A 22,318-nucleotide genomic window follows, 5' to 3' on the forward strand; every position below is an offset into this window, starting at 1 on the left:
TCACCGGCGGCGGGGGCGTCGCAGGCGGCGCAGCAGCGCCCGCAGCAGCGCGGTGCGGGCCACCCGCAGCGCGAACCGCCGCCGGCCCGCGCCGCCCGGCGCCGGTTTCGCGTACCGGGGCAGGCCGTGCCGGCGCCAGCGGGCGGGCGGCAGCCCCGCGGGCAGCGGCGGCAGCGGCAACGCCCAGCCGCCGAGCCGCAGTTCGCCGCCCCACACCCCGGCCGCCAGTCCGGTGACGGGAACGCGAACGACGAACCCGACGTCACCGTCGCGCCGGGCGGCGAAGGCGGCGGTGGCGCCCCGGCCGTCGTCGAGGACCACCCGCAGGGCGCCCTCGGGATACCCGGCCAGCGTGCACAGCCCGTTGATCTCCAGCTCGGGGACGGGCGCGCCTGCGGCCCAGCGGATGCCGTCGACGGTGAGGTGGGAGAGCACGGTGTGTTTGCGTTCGCCCAGGTCGAGGGTGAAGTTGCCGTGCGGCCTCGTGGTGTAGAGGGTGACGGCGCGCAGGCCGCCGTCGGCGGTGACGACGTGGGTGCGGGTGGCGCCGGACACCTCGCCCGCGCGGACCCGGCCGATCCGGGTCTCCCGGCTGAGGCCCTGGGCGCCGACCGCGAGGGACACGTCCCACAGGCCGTCGCCGAGGGGCGCGCCGCCGGCCGCGGTGGCGATGTCGACGCGGGCGGTGAACCCGGCCCGCTCGTAGGCGAATCGGCCCTGGTCCTCGTCGGCGCCGAGCCCGGGGGTCGCGGTGTGGGTGACCGGCAGCCGGTGCTCCACCCCCGAGTCCCGCTCCCGCAGCACCAGTTCGGTGCCGACGTCATGGGTGGGGACCCGGTGCAGATGGGCGTGCCCGGCCAAGTGGAGGGTGGGGCCGCTGAGTTCGGCGCGGCTGACGTGGTGGCGGACGGCCAACCGGTCGGTGACGTCGTAGCAGTGGTCGGGGACCGGACGGGCGGGGTCGCGCAGGAAGGGGTAGCGGGCGTAGGCGCGGCCGTTCTCGACGAGGAGCGGGGTGGCGGCGCCGCTCTCTTCGAGGTCCCGTTCGAAGGCGACGAGGGCGATCAGTTCGTCGAGCATGCGGTGGCGCACCAGGTGCAGGCGCAGCCGGGCCATCGCGGAGAGCCGCTGGTCCATGCCCTCGTGCAGCAAGGGCGCGATGGCGTCGGCGAGTTGGGCGAGCATCTTCTGCTGGGTGGCGCGCGGTTCGTGGACCAGCTGCCCGACGACGATGTTCCGGACGTCGACGGTGAGGTGCCGGTGGGCGAGGTGGTCGCGTCCGGGGCCCGCCGGGACGTGTTCGAGGAGCAGGTCGACGACGCGCGGCAGGAACCGTACCCGCAGCTCGGAGCCCTTCATCCGGCGGGTGATGTTGCCGCCGTCGGCGCGCAGCACCCAGAAGAGGCAGTCGTAGTCGGCGACGACGGAGATGCCGTCGGCGTGCAGATAGGCGGCGCCGACGAACACCTGGTCCTCGCCGATCGGCAGATCGGTCGGGAAGCGCAGGGCGTGTTCCTCCAGCAATGCGCGGCGGAACAGTTTCATCGGATTGAGGGTCCACCACACGCGGGACGAGAAGACGTCGGTGCGGGGCTGGTTCCTGTCGTACATCGATGCGGGGGCGCCGCGTCCGCCGACGCCGACCGTCCGGCCGAGGACAATGTCGGTGGAATTGCGTTCGGCGGCGTGGACCATGCGTTCCAGGGCCTCGGGGCCGAGGTGGTCGTCGGCGTCGAGGAAGAAGACGAACCGGCCGCGCGCGTGGTCGAGGCCGAGGTTGCGGGGGGCGGACGGGCCGCCCGAGTTCGGTTGCCTGAAGATCCGCAGGAGATCCGGATAGAGGGCGTTCAGCCGTTCCAGTTCGGCGGCGGTGCCGTCGGTCGAACCGTCGTCCACGACGATGACCTCAAGCGTTTCCCGGCCGATGGTCTGTTCGGCCACGGAGGTGACACAACGCGTCAGATAAGGCATCGCGTTGTACGCGGCGATAATCACCGAAACGGTGGGGCCGGGCATGGTCGCGCTCTCCAGATGATCGCGGGGAATCGCGAACGTATCACGCGGCCGATATTCACCCCGCCATTTACCGATAATGAAAGAATGTGTTCCTTTTTTCTTTCGCTCTTTCTTTTTCGGTTCGTGACAGATCGGTTGTCCAGGGTCCGCGGCCCCCGGACAACGCGCTGATCAGGGGGTTCGTTGCCAGTGGCCACTGGCGGCGTGTGAGCGGTCGGTGAAGCCGCGTTACCGACGGGTACCCAAAGCCTCCGTCCCGGCATAACCTGCCCGTCATGACGGACTCGCAGGCCCCGGAACTGACCGGCACCAACCCCCTCGCCCCCGCACCCGAGGGCGCCCGCACCGCCGCCGACGTGGTCACCCCCGAGCTGATCGCCCAGCTCACCAAGGGCGTGGTCGGCTCCGGGCGGACCGCCAACCACACCCCCTTCACCGGGGAGAAGCTCGCCGACCTGCCGGAGTCGACGCCCGAGGACGTCGAGCGCGCCTTCGAGGCGGCCCGCCGGGCGCAGTCCGTCTGGGAGCGCACCCCGGTGGCCCGGCGCGCGGCCGTCCTGCTGCGGTTCCACGATCTGGTCCTCGCCCGCCAGGCCGAGGTCCTCGACCTCATCCAGCTGGAGACCGGCAAGGCCCGGCTGCACGCCCACGAGGAGGTCCAGGCCGTCGCCGTCGCGGCCCGCCACTACGGCCGCAAGGCGCCCGCCTATCTGCGGCCCAAGCGGCACACCGGCGCGATCCCGGCCCTCACCAAGGTCACCGAGCTGCGCCACCCGCGCGGGGTCGTCGGCCAGATCGCGCCCTGGAACTACCCGCTGGAGCTGTCCGTCGGCGACGCGCTCCCGGCGTTCGTCGCGGGCAACGCGGTCGTCATGAAGCCCGACACCGAGACCTGCCTGACCGCCCTGTGGGCGCGCGACCTGCTCATCGAGGCGGGGCTGCCCGCCGACGTCTTCCAGGTCGTCCTCGGCGCCGGACCCGTCGTCGGACCCGAGGTGGTCAGGCACGCCGACTACGTCTCGTTCACCGGCTCCACCCGCACCGGCCGCGAGGTCGCACAGGGCGCGGCGGCCCGGCTGGTCGGCGTCTCCCTCGAACTCGGCGGCAAGAACGCCATGGTGGTCCTCGAGGACGCCGACATCGAGAAGGCGGCGGCCGGCGCGGTCCGGGCCTGCTTCTCCTCCGCCGGTCAACTCTGCATCTCCATCGAGCGGTTGTACGTCCACGAGGCGGTCGCGGACGCCTTCCTCGACCGCTTCGCCGCCCGCACCCGGGCGATGCGCCTCGGCCGCTCCCTCGCCTACGGCGCCGACATGGGCTCGCTGGTCGGCGCACGCCAACTGGAGACCGTCACCCGGCACGTCGAGGAGGCCGTCGCGAAGGGCGCCACGGTCGTCACCGGCGGGATGGCCCGCCCGGACATCGGCCCGTACTTCTTCGAGCCGACCATCCTCGACGGCGTCGAGGACGCGATGGCCGTCTGCACCGAGGAGACCTTCGGACCGGTCGTCTCGATCTACCGCTTCGGCACCGAGGACGAGGCCGTCGAGCACGCCAACTCCACGCCGTACGGACTCAATTCATCTGTGTGGACGAAGAACGCCCGGCGCGGTGCCGCCGTCGCGGCCCGGCTGCGCACCGGCACGGTCAACGTCAACGAGGGCTACGCGCCCGCCTACGGCAGCGTCCAGTCCCCGATGGGCGGCATGAAGGACTCCGGCCTCGGCCGGCGGCACGGCTCCGAGGGCATCCTCAAGTACACCGAGGCCCAGACGGTCGCCCAGCAGCGGCTGCTGCCGATGGCGCCGTCGCTCGGCATGGACGACGAGCAGTACGCGCGGTTCATGAGCCGCTCCCTGCGGGTGATGAAGGCCCTGCGCTTCAAGTAGCCACGCCCCGGGGCGCGGTGACCCGCCCGCGCCCACCGACCGTCCGCACGGACACTCGACGAGGAGCACACGTGCCCAAGGACACCTACGACTACGACGTCATCGTCGTCGGCTCGGGCTTCGGCGGCAGCGTGACCGCGCTGCGCCTGACGGAGAAGGGCTACCGCGTCGGTGTCCTGGAGGCCGGCCGCCGCTTCACCCGGGAGTCGCTGCCGAAGAACTCCTGGGACCTGAGGAACTACCTCTGGGCGCCGAAGCTCGGCATGTACGGCATCCAGCGCATCCATCTGCTGGGCAACGTCATGGTGCTGGCCGGCGCGGGCGTCGGCGGTGGTTCCCTCAACTACGCCAACACCCTCTACGAGCCGCCGAAGCCGTTCTTCGACGACCCGCAGTGGCGCGACATCACCGACTGGCACGCGGAGTTGACGCCGTACTACGACCAGGCGCGGCGGATGCTCGGCGTCCGGCTCAACCCGACGATGACCCCCTCCGACGTCCATCTGAAGGCCGCCGCCCAGCGGATGGGCGTCGGCGACACCTTCCACATGGCGCCGGTCGGCGTCTTCTTCGGCGACGGCCAGGACGCCGGCGGCTCACCCGGGGTGCGTCCGGGCGAGCGGGTCCCCGACCCGTACTTCGGCGGCGCGGGACCCGACCGCACGGCGTGCACCGAGTGCGGCGAGTGCATGACCGGCTGCCGGCACGGCGCGAAGAACACCCTCAACGAGAACTACCTGCACCTCGCCGAGAAGGCGGGCGCGGTCGTCCACCCCATGACGACGGTGGTCTCGGTCACCGACGACTCGCGGGGCGGGTACGCCGTCGCCACCCTGCCCACCGACGGCCGCCGCAGGGCGAGGGGCCGCACCCTCACCGCCCGCCGGGTGGTCCTCGCGGCCGGCACCTACGGCACCCAGACCCTGCTGCACCGCATGAAAGCGGGCGGCCAACTGCCTTACCTCTCCAACAAGTTGGGCGAACTGACCCGCACCAACTCGGAGGCGCTGGTCGGCGCGCAGACCGACGACCGGCGCTACCGCAGGGCGACCGGACAGGCCAAGGTCGACTTCACCCGCGGCGTCGCCATCACCTCGTCGATCCACCCGGACGCCGACACCCACATCGAACCGGTCCGCTACGGCAAGGGCTCCAACTCGATGGGCGGCCTCTCCATCCTCCAAGTCCCCTATGTCGAGGGCTCGTCGAGGGTGCTCGCCTGGCTGCGCGAGTCCGTCAGGCACCCTCTGCTGGTGCTGCGTTCGCTCTCCAACCGGCGCTGGTCGGAGCGGACCATCATCGGCCTGGTCATGCAGTCCCTGGACAACTCCCTGACGACGTACCTGAAACCGGACGGCGTCGGCAAGGGGCTGCTCACCGCCCGGCAGGGCCACGGCGCCCCCAACCCCAAGCAGATCAGGGCCGCTTCGGAGGGCGCCGCCGCGATAGCCGCCGAGATCAACGGCTTCGCGGGCTCCAACGTCGGCGAACTGATGGGCACCCCGCTCACCGCGCACTTCCTCGGCGGCTGCCCGATCGGCGCGTCCCGCGAGAGCGGGGTCATCGACCCCTACCACCGGCTCTACGGCCACCCCGGGATCTCCGTCGTGGACGGCTCCGCGGTCTCCGCCAACCTGGGCGTCAACCCGTCCCTGACCATCACCGCGCAGGCCGAGCGGGCGATGTCGTACTGGCCCAACAAGGGCGAGCCCGACCCGCGTCCCGCGCAGGGCGAGCAGTACCGGCGCCTCGCCCCGGTCAAGCCCGCCGCGCCGGTGGTCCCGGCGGAGGCGTTCGGCGCGCTGCGGCTGCCGTTCCTCGGGATACCGGCGGTCCCGCCGAAGAAGTGACCGGCTCCCGGCGACAGTGACAGAGAGAAGGACCCGCGTTCCCCTCCGAACGCGGGTCCTTCTCCCGGGTGGCGGTCATCTCCCGCCGGGCGCGTTACGCGACGGCCGAGCCCTTGCGGCGCCGCACGGTGAGGACCGCGCCGGCACCGGCGACCACCGCGACGCCGCCCAGCAGGCCGATCATCGGCAGCGCGGAACCGGCGCCGGTCTCGGCGAGGCTGCCGGTCGGCAGCGCGGAGACGTCACCCTGCGGCCGCTTCACCGAGCCCTTGTCACCGCCGTCGTCCGGGGTCGCGGTGCCCGGCTCGGGGTTGGCGGCACCGGACTTCAGCACCTCGAAGTCGTACTGCGCCCAGCCCTCGGCGATGCAATCCTGTCCGTCGACCTTGTCGAGGTAGGCGCCGGAGCCGAAGGAGTAGGCGTCACCGGCCGGGGCCTTGGCGTCGATGGCGACCCGCAGGCTGACGGACTTGGTGGCACCCGACTTCAGCTTGTCGACGTAGAAGAAGTAGTCGCCGGACCACTCGTCGTTGCCGATCCGCTCCCACGAACCGGACTGCGGGTTCTTGAACTCCAGGTCGACGTACGGGCTGAGGAACTTCGCCTCGTCCAGCTCGTAGTTCTCGATCTCGGCGTAGAACGCGACGCCGTCGACGGTGGTCTCGGACTCGTTGGTGACGAACAGCTCGAAGGCGTGGAAACCGTCACCCGCGACGATCTTGCCGGGCAGCCCCTTGATGTCCGCGGACACCCTGGCACCCGAGAAGTCCTCGTCGATGTCCTCGCAGAAGGGGACGTCGGGCGAGGTCGGCTCGGGGGACTCCGACGGCCCGGGTCCGGTCGACTCGCTCGGCGAGGCGCTGGCGGACGGCGACGAGGTCACCGAGTCGCTGGGGGCGGGCGACTCGCTCGGCAGCCCGGTCTCGGACGCGGACGGCGAGGCCGGGTCGGTGGTGGGGACCTCCGTCGGCTCCTCGGACACGGACTCGCTGACCGTGGGCGACGGCGACTGCGACGGGTCGTCGTCCGCGAAGGCGGCCGGCGCGGACAGCAGGGCCAGCGGTGCGATGACGGCGGTGGCGGCGGCCACTCCCATGGCACGACGGATTCTCATGAAGCCCCCCGGGCTTTCGGTGCCACGTGCTGTGGCTGGTGACAACTGTTGATCTCAGTGGTGTGACCGTCCGAACCTGTGAAGGGTTGCCCTCACCTTCACAGAACCTCTATGTGACGTGCGTCGCACCTGCACACATGCCGTCCGGCGGCCCCCGCGTTCCCGCCCGGCGGCCACTCGGCGACCGCCGCGCCGAAGTCGCCATGAGCATGGTTATCCTCACGGTCGGTCCAGCGGTCCCAGGGGGAGAGCGGCATGTCTGACAGACGGTTTGAACGGTCACCGGAGGACGAACCCACGTCCTCGATACCCGACGAGGAGTGGGAGCGGTTCGTCCGCGACAGCGAACAGGGCAGCGGCGCCTCCGTGCCCAAGGAGCCCTCCGCACGCGCCCGCGAGGTCGCCGCGCGCCTGAAGTCGGGCCAGGCGACGCGGCCCGAGGGCCGGCGGACCGGGCCCGACCGGTGGGAACCGGACAGACGGGCCACCCGCCGCCGCAGGCGGTGGACGCTCCTCGGCGTGCCGCTCGCCCTCGTCGTGGCCGTCGTCGCGATGAGGCCGTCGCTGATCCCCGGCGACCCCTTCGGAGCAGGCGGCGGGACCGAGGCCGCCGCCGAACTGCCCGCCGAGACCGCCGCCCCGACCGCCGCGCCCGGCCCGGAGTCCCTCGAACTCCCCACCCTGGACCGCCCGTTCGCCGGATCACCGGCACGGCGCTGGGCCGACGGCGCGGCCGGCATCGTCCTGCCGAAGGCCACCGCCGTCGGCGACGTCCCCGCCGAGACGGTCCAACTCGCCCTGGAACAGACCAGGAAGCTGCTCGTCGACGCCAACCTGAACCCCGCGGTGGTGGCGGGCGGCCACCCGAAGGCCGCGCTCTCCGTGCTCGACCCCGAGCAGCCGGATCTCCTCGACGGCCTGAAGGCCGGGCTGCGTTCACCCAGCGAGGCCCACGACCCGGTCTCCCTCATCAGCCGCTTCGACCCCGACGAGGTGCGGCTGGTCGGCGACGTCATCAAGACCCGCGGCCGGACCACCGTAGGCAAGGGCGAGTTCGGGGGCGTCCGGGTGCGCGCCGACTACACCTTCGTCTACCCGGTGGTCCGCTCCGACGGCTCCACCGAGGTCACCCGCACCATCGTCCGCCGCGTCATCGAAGCCGAGTTCCCCGACCCCGAGCGCTACCGGGCCACCCCCGGCCTGCTCACCCTGCTCCGCTACGACGAGGATGCGGGCAACTCGACCTGCGACGTCCACGACGGCTATCTGCACCCCGAGTTCCCGTCCCGGAACGGAAGTCCGGCGGGCGCCACCCCGAGCGGCCGGGCGATCGACCCCTACGACCGCAGCCGCGAGATCGGCAAGGACGGCCACGCCTGCGGCACCCTCAGCCGCACCTGAACCGGGGGACGGGAGAGGGGCCCCGCGGGACGTGCGCCGCGGGGCCCCTCTGCGTCGGCACCGGCGTCAGGGCAACGCCGGTGCCAGGGGGAAGCGGCGCCGGGGGGTTGCGCCGCTTGTTCGGGTCGAACGGATGAACCGGATGAACCGGATGAACCGGCCGAGAGTTCCGCGCCGCTGTGCGGACGGCGGCCACGGGCCTTCGACGGTACGGAGGGGTGTCACATCGGCACGACGCGGCGGGACGGGACATGGGGCTCAGGACGCGTCGTGTCCGAGGGGTCCGGCCTCCGCGGCGGTCCGGCCCGGGGTCGCGCGCGGGTGGAGTTCCGGCGGCCGGCCCCGGGCGTCCCCGGAACCGGCCGTTCTCTTGAGTGACCGGGCTGCTGTCCCCTGCCGTCCGGTCACAACCCTGGAGCGAGGTCCCACGACACACGGCACGTTCCATGTGTCTCATCGCCCCAGCGAGCCACGCGTGGATCTTTCGGGCCGCCCCTGGATGGCACGGACAACGGGACCAACGAAGCGGTTCCCGAGGCGGTCACGCGCCGTACGGGTGAGACGGCGCCCGAACTCAGATACGACCCCGGCACAGCTCGAGCAGCGTCATCGCGAGCGGGGTGCCCGGCCTGCCGAGGGCGTCGCTGTAGTGGCCGAGCACCTCCATCTCGCGGGACAGGCTGACCCGCCGGCCACCGGAGGCGATCCGCGCGTCCTGGATCACGGCCGAGACCGCCATCCGCTCCTGGATCAGCCCGATGATCCGGTCGTCGAGGGCGTCGACGCGCTCCCGGGCGCCGGTGATCACATCGGCGGCCTCGGGGGTGCGGGCGCCGGTCTTCTCCGCTGTGGTGAGGGTCATGTCGGGGCTCCTGTGTCGTGAGGGCGGGACGGCTGACAGGGAGCCCCGGGACGAGTGACCCGGAGAACGACAGACGCCCCGGGCCTTGTCGGCCCGGGGCGCCTGGGAAGTCGCTCGGCGTTCAGCTCAAGCAGGACGACCATGGCAGCCGGCGGGCCGGATGCCATAGGTAAAGAGGAAGGTCGTCTGCGTGAGCACGCGGTCAGTATGCCACGGGAGCCCGATGTCCGACCGCCTCGGTAGAATCGGGGTACACACAGACCCCCGCCCCACCGCCGGAAGGCTCCCGTGTCACCAGCGACCCCTACTGCCGCCGCCCCCGACACCGTCCTGGTCGTCGACTTCGGCGCGCAGTACGCCCAGCTCATCGCCCGTCGCGTCCGTGAGGCCCGGGTCTACAGCGAGATCGTGCCCAGCACCATGCCGGTCGCGGAGATGCTCGCCAAGAACCCGGCGGCGATCATCCTCTCCGGCGGCCCGTCCTCGGTCTACGCGGAAGGCGCCCCCAGCCTGGACCGCGCGATCTTCGACGCGGGCGTCCCCGTCTTCGGCATGTGCTACGGCTTCCAGCTGATGGCGACGACCCTCGGCGGCACGGTCGACGACAACGGCGCCCGCGAGTACGGCCGCACCCCGCTGACCGTCTCCCAGGCCGACTCCACCCTGTTCGAGGGCACCCCCGTCGAGCAGCCGGTGTGGATGTCGCACGGCGACGCCTGCTCCGCGGCGCCCGAGGGCTTCACCGTCACCGCCTCCACCGACGTCGTCCCGGTCGCCGCCTTCGAGAACGACGAGAAGAAGCTGTACGGGGTCCAGTACCACCCCGAGGTCATGCACTCCACGCACGGCCAGCAGGTCCTCGAACACTTCCTGTACCGGGGCGCGGGCATCACCCCCAGCTGGACCACGGGCAACGTGATCGAGGAGCAGGTCGCCGCGATCCGCGCCCAGGTCGGCGACAAGCGCGCCATCTGCGGCCTCTCCGGCGGCGTGGACTCCGCCGTCGCCGCAGCCCTCGTCCAGAAGGCCATCGGCTCCCAGCTGACCTGCGTCTACGTCGACCACGGCCTGATGCGCAAGGGCGAGACCGAGCAGGTCGAGAAGGACTTCGTCGCCGCGACCGGCGCCAACCTCAAGGTCGTCGACGCCTCCGAGCGCTTCCTCGGCGCCCTGGCCGGCGTCTCCGACCCGGAGACCAAGCGCAAGATCATCGGCCGTGAGTTCATCCGCGTCTTCGAGCAGGCCCAGCTGGAGATCCTGCGCGAGGACGGCCCCGAGGTCGCCTTCCTCGTCCAGGGCACCCTCTACCCGGACGTCGTCGAGTCCGGCGGCGGCACCGGCACCGCCAACATCAAGTCCCACCACAACGTCGGCGGGCTGCCCGACGACATCGAGTTCGAGCTGGTCGAGCCGCTGCGCCAGCTGTTCAAGGACGAGGTGCGGGCGGTCGGCGCCCAGCTCGGCCTGCCCGACGAGATCGTCCAGCGCCAGCCCTTCCCCGGCCCCGGCCTCGGCATCCGGATCGTCGGCGAGGTCACCAGGGAACGCCTCGACCTGCTGCGCGAGGCCGACGCCATCGCCCGCGAGGAGCTGACCGCGGCCGGCCTCGACCGCGACATCTGGCAGTGCCCCGTGGTGCTGCTCGCCGACGTCCGCAGCGTCGGTGTCCAGGGCGACGGCCGCACCTACGGCCACCCCATCGTGCTGCGCCCGGTCTCCTCCGAGGACGCCATGACCGCCGACTGGTCACGGCTGCCGTACGAGGTCCTCGGCAAGATCTCCACCCGCATCACCAACGAGGTCCGCGACGTCAACCGGGTCGTCCTCGACGTCACCTCGAAGCCGCCGGGCACCATCGAGTGGGAGTAGGCCCTACCTCCTGCGCAGCGTGCGCACCGGCCGCCCCGGCTGCCACACCCGCGTGACCAGGTAGGTCTCCTCCTCCACCCAGGTACGGACGACCTCCGTCAGCTCGGTGCGGAAGAGGTGGAACGGCTCAGGCGGTTCCACCTCTGCCCGGTACGCCCCCTTCACCACCGGGTCCACCACCTCGTACGCCCGCCCCGCCACCCGGACGTCACCGCCGCCCATCCCGGTGCCGTCACCCGGGTTCGCCTGCACCGCGAACCGCGGGTCCCGGCGCAGGTCACGGGCCTTGAGGGAGTCCGGCATCATGCCGAACCACAGGTCACCGCCCACGAAGCGGACCTCGAGCCCGCTGGTGCGCGGGGAGCCGTCCCGGCGCACGGTCGCCAGGACGTGGTGCGGGTACGCCGCGAACCGGGCCTCGGCGGTGGCCGCCAGCTCCGGCGCGGCGACGGCGAAGGCCGTCCAGTTCCATGTCATGCCGCGAGTCTCGCCGGGAAACCCGACATCCTCTGTCGTGAATCAGCCGCGTGCGTCATCTTTACATCACAAGCCTGTTCTGCTGCGCTGACCGACGGTAATTTCCGCCCCGTAGAGCACCCCCAGTGCCGGAGGACCACATGCACGGGCCGACCCCACCGCTGCCGCTCCCCACGGACCGGTTGCAGTTCGCGATGCCGCCGATGCACGAATCGCTCGACGACGAGCGGCGACACCGCAAGGAACGGCTCGCGGGCGCGCTGCGGATCTTCGGCCGGCTCGGCTTCGAGGACGGTGTCTCAGGACACATCACCGCACGCGACCCCGAGTACAGCAACTGCTTCTGGGTCAACCCCTTCGGCATGCCGTTCAAGCACGTCACCGTGAGCGACCTGGTGCTCGCCAACTCCGACGGGCAGGTCATCGAGGGCCGCTACCACGTCAACCAGGCCGCGTTCACCGTGCACGCCCAGGTGCACGCCGCCCGGCACGACGTCGTCGCCGTCGCCCACTGCCACTCCGTGCACGGGCGCGCGCTCTCCGCCCTCGGCGAGCTGCTCGACCCCATCACCCAGGAGAGCTGCGCCTTCTACGAGGACCACGCCCTGTACGACGCGTACACCGGCGTCGCCGTCGACGCCGACGAAGGGCGGCGGATCGCCGGGGCGCTCGGCTCCCGCAAGGCGCTCGTGCTGCGCAACCACGGGCTCCTCACGGTCGGCGACTCCGTCGACGCGGCTGCCTGGTGGTTCCTGTCCATGGAGCGCTCCGCGCAGGTCCAGCTGACCGCCAAGGCCGCCGGACGGCCCCTGCTCATCGACCACAAGCTGGCCGCCGCGACCCGGGAGCAGCTCGGCGGGGACCTGGTCGCGTGGATCAACTACCAGCCGGTCTGGCAGGACGTCAGCCGCAGCGAGCCCGATCTGCTGTCCTGACGGAGAGGGAGCCGGCCGTCGGCGGCGGGAGGAGGGGCGCGGGGGAGGTCCGGTTCCGGTGGAAGGAGGGGCGCGGGGAGACGCGGTTCCGGCGGACGGCCGCGCGGACGAGCGGTTCAGAAGTCCCTCAGGATCGCCGCCTTCGTCGTGGTGAACTCCTCGTCGGTGAGGACCCCGGCCCGGTGCAGCTCCCCCAACTCCCGGAGTCTGCGCAGCAGTACGTCATGCCGGTCGGTACCGGTGGCCTCCGGCCGCCGCGTCCTCGCCGACGGGTGCGGCAGCCGCGCCGTCACCGCCGCCGCCACCAGCGCCGTCAGCAGGTCCTTGCGCGCGCTGCCCCACAGCGGCAGCGTGTCCTGGTCCTTCTCCGACGGCGGTCCCGACGGCGCCGACCCCCTCGTCACGAACCGAAGGAAGCCGGTCTCGTAGCTCACGTTGGGCAGCCACTCGACCTGGACCAGGTCGTCGAGCGCCAGCACCCGCGGGCCCGTCGCCCGCCGCTGCCGGTCCGACGTGTCCGACCAGTCGATCCGCACCCGCAGGCCGTCGAAGGACACCGTGCCCTCCGACGTCCGCACCGACACCGGCACCATGGGCCCCGGCAGCAGATACGCGTCCGCCGGTGCCGCGGGGACCTGTTCGAGCAGCAGCGCCTGACGGATCTCCTCGGCGAGGTACTCCGCCGCCCCCGAACGGTCCGCGTCCACCGCGAGCCGGTACGGGTCCGCCGCCTCGGGCAGCCGTCCGCCCGTCGCCTGGAGCAGCGGATCGGCGCCCTCACGCAGCCGCAACCTGAGCCTGCCGCGCCTGCGTTCGGGCTCGAAGGCCACCCCCGCCACCGCGACCAGGGGCACCGAGACCTCCCCGTACGTCTGCCGGAACAGCGGCACGGAACGGTGCAGGCCCGGCGTGATCCTGACCGTCGCGCCGTCGAAGACCCAGGTCCCGTCCCGCTGGATGATCTCGGTCATGGGGGAATTCTCGCAGCCGGGTCAACACAGGGGGCCCGCCCTCACCCGGCCCGGTGGACGGGTGGGACGGGAGGGGCCCGTTCTAGGGCACAATTCGCTTTCAGCGCGGGGGAGTTGTGAGCGGAGAGGGTGGGGGAATGGGGGACAGTTCGGTGAGCGGCGCGGCCGGGACGTCTGACGTGCGGGGGAACCTCGCGCACTTGGGGGGATGCACCTGCGGAGGCTGCCCGCACGGGGCGAGGGAGGGGCATCGGCGGGCCGTGGCCGAATTCCTCTCCCTGCGCGACGAGTTCGCCGCCGGGCGGGGGCTGCCCGCCGGGGTCGCCCACTCCGCGTTCGCCTCCCGCCAGTGGGTCTCCGAGGAACTCACCCAGTCCGCCGGGCTCGTCGCCGAACGGGGCCGGGCCGAGGGCGGCGCCTGGCTCGCCGGGCTCTGGGCGCGCACCGTGTGCGTGGTGTGGGGCTCGGTCGTGGTGCTGCTGCTGGCGCAGGCGTTGACGGCGATCGGCGCCGGGTGGAGCAGCGCGCGGACCGGCGGGCTGCTCGCCGCCCTCGTGGTGGGCGGCGCGCTCACCGCCGCGTCGTGGTTCCACCGGGGCAAGGGCGGCGCGCTCGCCCCCGTCATCGGTGAGGACAACCGGCTCTCCACCTCGCGTGCCGTCGCCGCGGTGTGGGTGCTGTTCGTCGCCTACGCGGTGCTGGTGCTCGTCGGACGGCTGGCCGCCGCCTCCGACCACGACGAGCGGGACGCCCTGATCGCCGGGCTCGATCTCGCCCGCGGGGCCGGGGTCGTCACCGTGCTCGCCGTGGTGTGCGGGATCGCCGTGCTGATGCGGCGGGTGGTCGGGCTGCGGGTGCTGACGCAGCGGTTGCAGAAGGTGCGCGCCGACCGGCCGCGGGCGGCCGACCTGCTGACGGACGACTCGGGTCGGGGCACGTTCGCCGACATCCAGTACGTCGTGATCGGCGCGGTCGCGCTCGTCTTCGCGGCGGTGCGGCTGGCCCGGCGGCCCGACCAACTGCCCGATCTGCCCTGGGGACTCGCCGTGGTGGTGCTGGTCTCCGCGGCGACGTACGTCGCCGGGAAGTACGCGGAGGGCGGGCGGCCGGTGATCCTGTCCGTGGTGCGCTCCCGTGAGGCCGGTGATCTCGACGGGCCGATCAGGACCGGGGACGACATCGAGATCCGGGGCGCCGGGTTCGTGCCCGCCGGCGCGCAGGGGGCGGATCGGCTGGCGCGGATGGTGGTGCGGATCGGCGCGGTGAACGTACGGGTGCCGCTGGTGCCGGTGGCGGGCGGATTCAGCAACCCGACGGACGCGGTGCTGACCGTGCCGGTGCCGGTGGACGTCGAGGCGGGCCGGGTCGAGGTCCAGGTCGTCACGGCGGCGGGGGTGGAGACCCAGGGGTACGCCATCGACGTCACCGACTGAGACGGCCGGGCGCGGGGGCCGCGGGCCGCCGGGCGCGGGTGGCAACCCGCCCCGCGGGGTGGGGGTTCGGCCAATCCTCGTGCGGTGTGAACGTGGCGTTCGCTCTGTCCGTATGGTCTGACGGGGGCCGGTACCGCGGGTGAGAGGCGGCTGTTATGACGCATGGCCTTCGTACGGATACGCACAGCCCGTACCCGGAGGGCGGGCGCGGTGGCGTGCGGGAGAGCGCCGCTCGGTACGCCCTGCTCCCGCTGCGGATCTTCCTCGGGGTCACCTTCGTCTACGCCGGGCTCGACAAGCTGACGGACAGCGCCTTCCTCCAGAGTTCCGGCGGCGGGTCCATCGGCGAGACCATGCGGGCCGTGCGGGACTCGGCGGCGATCCCCGCGCTGGTCGACCTGGCGCTCAAGAGCCCTGTCGGCTTCGGGTACGCCATCGCCTTCGGTGAGTTGGCGGTCGGGATCGGGACGCTGATCGGGTTGCTGACCCGACTGGCGGCCCTCGGCGGGGCGCTGATCTCGTTGAGCCTCTGGCTGACCGTCAGCTGGGCCACCAGCCCCTACTACTACGGCAACGACCTGATCTATCTGATGGCCTGGATCCCGCTGGTACTGGCCGGCGCGGCCGTCTTCTCGGCGGACGCCCTCATCGGGCGGCGACGGCGCGGCGGGGGTGCCGGGGGGTACTAGGACGCGTACCGGGGGCGGGCGACGGGCGGTCCGGGGGCTCCGGTTCGTCACCGAAGCCTGTCGGCGACGGCGTCCCCGTGGACGGACGTCTCCTTGGTGGCCGTCACCAGCCGGTCGCTGAGCCAGGTGGCGACGAGGGTGAGCAGGTCCGCGTCGACCGGCTCGCGCAGCAGGCGACGGTACGAGCCGAGTGTGTGGCGCCCGGGGTCACGGCGCAGCAGGTGGCTGAGGCCGGGGACGCGGTGGGTCTCGGTGGCGCCCGGCACCAGCCGGCGGATCTCGTCCAGGTCGGCGGGATCGACCTGGAGGTCCTTGTCGCCGGTGACGGCCAGGACGGGCGCCTGGACGGCCCGGAGGTCGTCACGGCTGTCGTGGGCGAGCATCTCGCGCATCCAGCGGGCGTTGACCGGCAGTCCGGCGACGCGGGTGTCCGCGCGGCTCTTCTTGACGCGGGCGAGGGCCCGGTTGCCGAGGGCCCCCAGCGGACGCCGCAGCAGGCGTACGGGAGCGGGCATGACGGCGGCGATCGAGCGCGCCTGCCGGCGCAGGGCGTCCTCGCCGAGGCGGGCGTAACCGGCCAGCAGGACCACCGCCCGCACCTCCTGCTGACGGGCGGCGAGGCCCATCGCGTGCACGGCGCCCTCGCTGTGTCCGACGACGCCGACGGCGTCAAAGCGTACGGCGGGGTGGGCGGCCAGGGCGCGCAGCGCCGCGGCGGCGTCCTCGCGCTGGGTGGTGAAGCCGGTGGCCCGCCACTCCCCGGGGGTCGCGCCGGTGCCGCGTCGGTCGTAGCGCAGGGTGGCGATCCCCGCGGCCGCGAGGACGGCGGCGACCGGCCCGCCGAGGTCCATGGGGAGCTTGGCGGTGTTGCCGTCGCGGTCCAGGGGGCCCGAGCCGTGCAGCAGCAGGACGGCGGGGTGCGGGCCCGGGGCGGCGGGCAGGGTCAACGTGCCGGCCAGGGGGGTTCCGTCGTCCGCGGTGACCGTCAGGTCGCTGTCGGACGCGGTGCCGGCTGGTGCGTCGGTCACGGCGTCGGTCTCGGTGCCGGATGGTGCGTCGGTCTCGGTGCCGGATGCGGTGCCGGGTTCAGTGCCGGTGTCGGGCAAGGTGCGGCCTCTCACTCTCATTGATCTCAACTTCGAGAACGTTATCAGGTGTGAGAACATAGGGTCGTGTCCACTTCGAAGCTTCTCCTGCACCCCGTCAGGCTGCGCATTGTGCAAATCATCTTCGGCGCGGACGAGATGACCACGGCCCAGATCCGCGACCGGCTGCCCGACGTCTCCCCGGCCACGGTGTACCGGCACATCGCCGTGCTCACCCGGGCCGGCGTCCTGGAAGTCGTGCGGGAGAGGCCCGTGCGCGGCACGGTCGAACGCGGCTACCGGGTGCGGCAGGACAGGGCCCTCGTCGACACCGAGGCCCGCGCCGCGATGACCAAGGACGACCACCGGCAGGCGTTCACCGTCTTCACCGGCGCGCTGCTGGCCGACTTCGACCGCTACGTCTCCCGCCCCGACGCCGAACCCGCCCGCGAGGGCGTCCTCTACCGGCAGGGGGCGGTCTGGCTCACCGAGGACGAGTTCAGGGAGCTGTCGGAGGAGATCGAGGCCGCCGTGGCCCGCCGCGCCCACCACACCCCGGACGACGGCCGCACGCGCCACATCGTCAGCTTCGTCACCATGCCGGACAAGCCCGCCGACCCGGAGCCAGGGGACGGCGACCTGGCGCGTTGACCACCGGCGCCGCCAACGCCCGTGCGCAGCACCCTAGGGACCCGGAGATATGTCGTCGGGGCTGTTCTGCCGCGGGGTGCGGTGGCGTATCGCCCGGGTGACGACCGCCGCCGCGCCCGCCAGGAAGAGGCCGCCCACGACCATCGGCACGATCGCGAACCACGGCGTCTCCCAGAGGCCGCCCGCGTCCCCCGCGTACACCACTCCGGTCGCGGTGAAGGCCAGGCCCGCCAGCAGTCTTCCGGGCTGGAACTCATGACGTGGCACGGGTCACCTCCGCCTGGCCGAGACCGACCTCCAGGTCGAGGACGAGCGTGCCGACGCTGTGCTCCGGTGTCAGGGTCACGCTCTGGTGTCTGGCCGGCTGCACGTCCACGTCCCTCCTGTTCTCGCCGGGCAACTGGACGTCCCCCGCGCCCACGTCGATGGTCAGCTCCAGGGTGGCGTTCTTCGGGGCGATGATCCTCAGCTGCCCGAGGCCGACCGACGCCGTCGACGTCACCGTCTGGTCCTTGGCCAGTCTCAGCCGGCTCAGGTCCAAGGTCCCGACGCCCGTGCCCAGTTCGTAGCGCGACTGGACGTCGGCCGTCGCCGCGGGCTGCCAGGTGGTGCGCATCCAGTGGGTGTCGATGTCTCTCGGCAGCGTCGACGCCAGGGCCACCAGGGCGGCGGTGAGCACCGCCAGGAGTATCGACCCCGCGCCGGTGCGGCCCAGCAGGCAGCTCACCGCGATGCCCAGGCCGAACACCACCAGGGCGCAGGCCAGCCCCGCCTGGAGGCTGGTGGTGAGCGGGTGGCCGTCCCAGGTGGCCCGGGTGCCGGCGGCGCCCGCGCCCAGCGCCAGGAGGAAGACCCAGCCGCCGATCCAGCGCGGGCCGCGCGGCTTGGGGGCCGGCCGCTGCCGCTCGGCGCGCTCGCGCCAGACGGTGTCCCGGCCGATGGCGACCGCCGCCGCGATGTCACGGTCCCTGGAGTCCTGCGGGCCCCACAGGTAGCCGGTGCGCCCGTGGTGCCTGCCGTCCTTGACGATCGGGTCGCGCCACCAGGACGGGTAGCCGCCGGGGACCGGCGGGGCCTGGGCCTCCGGCGGGGCGTCGGCGGCCGCCTGGACGGCCAGCGGATCGGGGTCGGGGGTGCCGCGCTGGTGCGACCAGTAGCCGGCGCCCGCCAGGAGCAGGGAGAGGATCACCGCGAACGTCAGCACTCCGCCGTTGCCCAGCATCGACAGGAACACCCCGCAGCCGACCAGCGCGAACAGCACGGCGGTGAGCGCCTGGCCGTCCACCCGGCCGGTGAGGAGCTTGCGCAGCTCGTTCTTCTCCTCGTCGTCGTAGGGCAGGAGGAGCCAGGCGAAGCCGTAGAAGACCAGGCCGATGCCGCCGGTCGCGGAGAGGACCACGAGGGTGATGCGGAAGATGACCGGGTCCATGTCGCACTGGCGGCCCAGCCCTGAGCAGACGCCCGCGAGCACCTTGTGCCGCTGGTCGCGACGGAGCCCGGTGGGCGGCTCCGGGGCCTGCGGCGTGTCGGGTCCCGGGCCCGGTACCGTCGCGGCGCGCTCGTGGTCTGTCATGGGTCCATGGTGACGGGCAGCGAGGGCCCGCGGGAGTCGGGATGACCCTGGGGGAACCCTGAGATCGTCCCTGAGGGGGACGGGCACGGAGGGCCGTCGGCGGGCGGCCGCGGGGGCTTCGAAGATCAGGGGAGTATCGGGGGCCGACCCTGATGCTCCGCCATCGGTGTCGTGTGACCATCGGTGGCATGCCGGAAGCCGCAGCAGCGCCCCTCGCGCCCCTCACCGAACAGCGGTCGCCGCGCAAGCTCTACCGCAGCAGCGACGGACGGTGGCTGGGTGGCGTGGCGCGGGGGCTCGCCGGGCACCTCGGGCTGCCCGTGGTGTGGGTGCGGCTGGTCTTCGTCGGGCTGTTCATGGCCGACGGCCTCGGCGCGCTGCTGTACGCCGCGTTCTGGTTCTTCGTGCCGCTGGGCGTCGGCGGGGTCGGCGAGCAGCGGTCCCTGTCGCTGGTCAGCACCGAGACCTCGGCCGACGGACGGCGCAGGCTCGTCGCCCGCAGACCCGACAAGGGGCAGATCGTCGCCCTGCTCCTCATGGTCGTCGTGGCCATGGTCTTCGTCGGCAGTGTGAACGTGGGCAACGGCGCCAAGGCCTATCTGTGGCCGGTGGTGCTGGTCGGCGCCGGTGTCGCCCTGGTCTGGCGGCAGGCCGACAATGCCCGGCGGGCCCGCTGGGTCGAGGTCGGCCGGCGCAAGCGCACCCTCAGCCTGCTGCGGGCCGCGGCCGGCGTGGTGCTGGTCACCGCGGGCGTCAGCGGCGTCTTCGTGCTCCAGGGCTCCGCCGCCCACCTCGGCTCCGTCCTGCAGGCCGCCCTCGCGGTCCTGGTGGGCATCACGCTCCTGGCGGGCCCCTATCTCGTCCGGATGACGCAGGACCTCTCCGAGGAACGCCTGATGCGCATCCGCGCCCAGGAGCGTGCCGAGGTCGCCGCCCATGTCCACGACTCCGTGCTGCACACCCTCACCCTGATCCAGCGCAACGCGGAGAACGCGGGCGAGGTCCGCAGGCTCGCCCGCGCCCAGGAGCGCGACCTGCGCACCTGGCTCTACAAACCGGAGGGCACCGGCAAGGACGAGGCGGACGAACCGGCCGACCTCGCCGACGCGGTCCGCGGCAACGCGGCCGAGGTGGAGGACAAGCACGGCGTCCCCATCGAGGTCGTGGTGGTCGGCAACTGCCCGCTCGACGAGCGGATCGGGGCGCAGATGCAGGCCGCGCGCGAGGCGATGGTCAACGCGGCCAAGTACGGTGGCGAGGGCGGCGCGGTACAGGTCTACGCCGAAGTCGAGGGGAAGAAGGTCTTCGTGTCGGTGCGCGACCGGGGCCCGGGGTTCGACCTCGACGGGATACCCGCCGACCGCATGGGCGTCAGAGAATCGATCATCGGCCGCATGGAGCGCAACGGCGGTACCGCGCGGCTGCGCGCGGTACCGGGGGGCGGCACGGAGGTCGAGCTGGAGATGGAGAGGGCGGAGACGTCATGAGCGACCCGACCGAGGCGAACACCACGCCGTCAGCGGCCGAGCCCGCGCGGAGCACCGGGGGAGGTCCGGGCGGACGGCACGCGCGCGTGGTCCTCGTCGACGACCACCGGATGTTCCGCACCGGGGTCCAGGCGGAGATCGGCCGGACCGACGAGACGGGCGTGGAGGTCGTCGGCGAGGCCGCCGACGTCGACCAGGCGGTCACGGTCATCACCGCGACCCGCCCCGAGGTCGTCCTCCTCGACGTCCACCTGCCCGGCGGCGGCGGCGTCGAAGTGCTGCGCCGCTGCGCCCCGTTGATGGCCGACGCCGAGCGGCCCGTGCGCTTCCTCGCGCTCTCCGTGTCGGACGCCGCCGAGGACGTCATCGGCGTGATCCGCGGCGGTGCCCGGGGCTATGTGACCAAGACGATCACCGGCGCCGACCTGATCGACTCGGTCTTCCGCGTCCAGGAGGGCGACGCCGTGTTCTCGCCCCGGCTGGCCGGCTTCGTCCTGGACGCCTTCGCCTCCACGGACGCGCCCCCGGTCGACGAGGACCTCGACCGCCTCACCCAGCGCGAGCGCGAGGTGCTGCGGCTCATCGCGCGCGGCTACGCCTACAAGGAGATCGCCAAACAACTGTTCATCTCGGTGAAGACGGTCGAGTCGCATGTCTCGGCGGTGCTGCGCAAGCTCCAGCTCTCCAACCGCCACGAGCTGACCCGCTGGGCGACGGCCCGACGGCTCGTCTGACACCGCCCGCCCCGGCCCGCCGCTCACACCACCCGCGTCGCCCCCGCGAACGGCATCTCGTCGATCGGCGCGAGCCGGACGGGCGCCGACGGGTTCGGAGCGTGGATCATCTGCCCGTTGCCCACATAGATGCCCACATGGCTGATGCCCGAGTAGAAGAACACCAGGTCACCGGGGCGCAGTGCGGAGCGGGAGACCCGGCGGCCCGCGTCGATCTGCGCGTACGTCGTGCGGGGCAGCGACACCCCGGCCGCGCGGTAGGCCGCCTGGATGAGCCCCGAGCAGTCGAAGGCGTGCGGGCCCGTCGCGCCCCACACATAGGGGCTGCCGAGCTTCGCGTAGGCGTAGGCGACGGCCGCCGCGGTACGGGAGTTGGGCGCCGCGGCCGTCGCGGACGCGGGTGACGCCAGGCCGGCGCGGGTCGCGGCGGCCGACCGGGACGCGCGGCCGGCGCCGGTCTCGCCGACGAGCGCGCGGTCGTCGGCGGGGAGCCGGGACAGCAGCGCCCGCGCCTCGTCCAGCTTCCCGGTGATCGTCCTCTTCCGCGCTCTCAGCTCCGCCTGCCGTGCCTTGAGCGTCCCCAGCTCGACCCGGGCCCGGCCGCGCAGCCGCTCGATCTCCCGCAGCTGCTCGCGTACGGCGCCCACGGCCGCCGCCTGCCTGCCGCCCGCGTACTGCGCGAACTCGGCGCCGTTCAGATACTGGTCGGGGCTGCTCGACAGCATGAGCTGGAGCGTCGGGTCGAGGCCGCCGTCGCGGTACTGGGCCGCGGCGTACGAACCGAGCGCCTCCCGGGCCGTGTTGAGGTCCTCCGTCTTGCGGGCGGCCTCGTCGCGCAGCGCGCCCAGCCGCTTCTCGGCCGCGTCCGCCGTCTCCTTCGCGCCGTTGTACTTCTCGGTCGCGCGCTCCGCCTGCCGGTACAGCCGGTCCACCTTCGCCCGCACCTGGGCCGGGGTCGCGTTCGGTTCGGCGTGGCCGGTCCCGTCGAAGGCGGTCGCCGTCGCCGCGCCCGCGAGGGCGAGCGTGATCACGGCCCTCGCGGTGCCGCCGGTGACCGATCGCCGACTGGGCTTGCGGTGCGCTGCCACGTGGACTGCCCGTCCTTTCTCCGACCGCCCGGGACTGCTCACGCGTCCGGCGGCGGCCCGCACAGGGGGAGCGGGCCGCCGCCGGACTCTTCTCGGCGGTGGTGTCCGACTGCCGTCCCTGGTCGGGGCGGCGGTGGGGAGCCGGTCACCTGGAGGAGGACGCTAGGCCCGGAGGTGACAGGCCGGTAACGCGA

General features: G+C 72.8%; 19 protein-coding genes. 10 read left to right on the top strand and 9 right to left on the bottom strand.

The annotated features are described in order from the left end of the window. Window positions 1-2,016 carry a glycosyltransferase family A protein gene (locus DDJ31_RS23295; RefSeq protein ID WP_127178436.1) on the bottom strand — a complete coding sequence of 672 codons (2,016 nt, stop codon included), beginning with the start codon at window positions 2,014-2,016 and terminating at the stop codon, window positions 1-3. A gap of 275 nt (window positions 2,017-2,291) precedes the next feature. Between DDJ31_RS23295 and DDJ31_RS23300 the strand changes: the two genes are divergently transcribed. After that, window positions 2,292-3,905, top strand: a complete 1,614-nt coding sequence (locus DDJ31_RS23300; protein ID WP_127178435.1) for a succinic semialdehyde dehydrogenase — start codon at window positions 2,292-2,294, stop codon at window positions 3,903-3,905. A 71-nt stretch (window positions 3,906-3,976) separates the two neighbouring features. Next, window positions 3,977-5,755 (top strand): GMC oxidoreductase, encoded by a 1,779-nt coding sequence (locus DDJ31_RS23305; RefSeq protein WP_127178434.1) that lies wholly within the window; start codon window positions 3,977-3,979, stop codon window positions 5,753-5,755. A gap of 94 nt (window positions 5,756-5,849) precedes the next feature. Here the strand turns inward: DDJ31_RS23305 and DDJ31_RS23310 are convergent, their stop codons facing one another. Continuing rightward, window positions 5,850-6,869, bottom strand: coding sequence for a cell wall protein (locus DDJ31_RS23310; protein WP_127178433.1), 1,020 nt, complete (start codon window positions 6,867-6,869; stop codon window positions 5,850-5,852). A gap of 255 nt (window positions 6,870-7,124) precedes the next feature. Here DDJ31_RS23310 and DDJ31_RS23315 point away from each other — a divergent pair, with 255 nt between their 5' ends. Continuing rightward, window positions 7,125-8,270 carry a hypothetical protein gene (locus DDJ31_RS23315; protein ID WP_127178432.1) on the top strand — a complete coding sequence of 382 codons (1,146 nt, stop codon included), beginning with the start codon at window positions 7,125-7,127 and terminating at the stop codon, window positions 8,268-8,270. A 574-nt stretch (window positions 8,271-8,844) separates the two neighbouring features. Here the strand turns inward: DDJ31_RS23315 and DDJ31_RS23320 are convergent. Further along, entirely contained in the window at window positions 8,845-9,132 is a 288-nt protein-coding gene (locus DDJ31_RS23320) for a chorismate mutase (RefSeq protein WP_127178431.1), read from the bottom strand. Window positions 9,133-9,420: 288 nt separating this feature from the next. Between DDJ31_RS23320 and guaA the strand changes: the two genes are divergently transcribed. Further along, window positions 9,421-11,001 (top strand): glutamine-hydrolyzing GMP synthase, encoded by a 1,581-nt coding sequence (gene guaA, locus DDJ31_RS23325; protein ID WP_127178430.1) that lies wholly within the window; start codon window positions 9,421-9,423, stop codon window positions 10,999-11,001. A 3-nt stretch (window positions 11,002-11,004) separates the two neighbouring features. On the opposite strand, the gene DDJ31_RS23330 is transcribed toward guaA, so the two are convergent. Next, window positions 11,005-11,478 (bottom strand): pyridoxamine 5'-phosphate oxidase family protein, encoded by a 474-nt coding sequence (locus tag DDJ31_RS23330; RefSeq protein ID WP_127178429.1) that lies wholly within the window; start codon window positions 11,476-11,478, stop codon window positions 11,005-11,007. Window positions 11,479-11,618: 140 nt separating this feature from the next. Here DDJ31_RS23330 and DDJ31_RS23335 point away from each other — a divergent pair, with 140 nt between their 5' ends. Then, a complete protein-coding gene (locus DDJ31_RS23335; RefSeq protein WP_127178428.1) occupies window positions 11,619-12,413 on the top strand; it encodes a class II aldolase/adducin family protein in 795 nt (264 codons plus the stop codon). Between the two features lie 116 nt (window positions 12,414-12,529). On the opposite strand, the gene DDJ31_RS23340 is transcribed toward DDJ31_RS23335, so the two are convergent. Continuing rightward, window positions 12,530-13,384, bottom strand: a complete 855-nt coding sequence (locus DDJ31_RS23340; protein ID WP_127178427.1) for a DUF4429 domain-containing protein — start codon at window positions 13,382-13,384, stop codon at window positions 12,530-12,532. Between the two features lie 137 nt (window positions 13,385-13,521). On the opposite strand from DDJ31_RS23340, the gene DDJ31_RS23345 reads away from it, so the two are divergent. Next, window positions 13,522-14,817 (top strand): hypothetical protein, encoded by a 1,296-nt coding sequence (locus DDJ31_RS23345; protein WP_127178426.1) that lies wholly within the window; start codon window positions 13,522-13,524, stop codon window positions 14,815-14,817. Between the two features lie 155 nt (window positions 14,818-14,972). Continuing rightward, window positions 14,973-15,506: a TQO small subunit DoxD gene (locus DDJ31_RS23350; protein WP_171480889.1), complete on the top strand. Its 534-nt coding sequence runs from the start codon at window positions 14,973-14,975 to the stop codon at window positions 15,504-15,506. Between the two features lie 47 nt (window positions 15,507-15,553). On the opposite strand, the gene DDJ31_RS23355 is transcribed toward DDJ31_RS23350, so the two are convergent. Then, on the bottom strand, window positions 15,554-16,534 hold the full coding sequence (locus tag DDJ31_RS23355; protein WP_240678104.1) for an alpha/beta hydrolase: 981 nt from the start codon (window positions 16,532-16,534) through the stop codon (window positions 15,554-15,556). 144 nt (window positions 16,535-16,678) lie between these two features. On the opposite strand from DDJ31_RS23355, the gene DDJ31_RS23360 reads away from it, so the two are divergent. Beyond that, window positions 16,679-17,242 carry a helix-turn-helix domain-containing protein gene (locus DDJ31_RS23360; RefSeq protein WP_127178423.1) on the top strand — a complete coding sequence of 188 codons (564 nt, stop codon included), beginning with the start codon at window positions 16,679-16,681 and terminating at the stop codon, window positions 17,240-17,242. Window positions 17,243-17,275: 33 nt separating this feature from the next. On the opposite strand, the gene DDJ31_RS23365 is transcribed toward DDJ31_RS23360, so the two are convergent. After that, window positions 17,276-17,509, bottom strand: a complete 234-nt coding sequence (locus tag DDJ31_RS23365) for a hypothetical protein (protein ID WP_127178422.1) — start codon at window positions 17,507-17,509, stop codon at window positions 17,276-17,278. Next, window positions 17,496-18,815, bottom strand: coding sequence for a PspC domain-containing protein (locus DDJ31_RS23370; RefSeq protein ID WP_127178421.1), 1,320 nt, complete (start codon window positions 18,813-18,815; stop codon window positions 17,496-17,498). The genes DDJ31_RS23365 and DDJ31_RS23370 overlap by 14 nt, the downstream gene beginning before the upstream one ends. Window positions 18,816-19,003: 188 nt before the next feature. Here DDJ31_RS23370 and DDJ31_RS23375 point away from each other — a divergent pair, with 188 nt between their 5' ends. Then, complete coding sequence (locus DDJ31_RS23375; RefSeq protein ID WP_127178420.1) at window positions 19,004-20,302, top strand: ATP-binding protein; 1,299 nt, start codon at window positions 19,004-19,006, stop codon at window positions 20,300-20,302. Beyond that, complete coding sequence (locus DDJ31_RS23380) at window positions 20,299-21,036, top strand: LuxR C-terminal-related transcriptional regulator (RefSeq protein WP_127178419.1); 738 nt, start codon at window positions 20,299-20,301, stop codon at window positions 21,034-21,036. The genes DDJ31_RS23375 and DDJ31_RS23380 overlap by 4 nt, the downstream gene beginning before the upstream one ends. Before the next feature lie 23 nt (window positions 21,037-21,059). Here DDJ31_RS23380 and DDJ31_RS23385 read toward each other — a convergent pair whose 3' ends face one another. Further along, the gene (locus tag DDJ31_RS23385) at window positions 21,060-22,124 is read right to left on the bottom strand and encodes a C40 family peptidase (RefSeq protein ID WP_127178418.1); all 1,065 of its coding nucleotides are present in this window, start codon (window positions 22,122-22,124) and stop codon (window positions 21,060-21,062) included. Window positions 22,125-22,318 lie beyond the last annotated feature (194 nt).

It is taken from the genome of Streptomyces griseoviridis, from assembly GCF_005222485.1.
GTDB lineage: Bacteria > Actinomycetota > Actinomycetes > Streptomycetales > Streptomycetaceae > Streptomyces > Streptomyces hintoniae.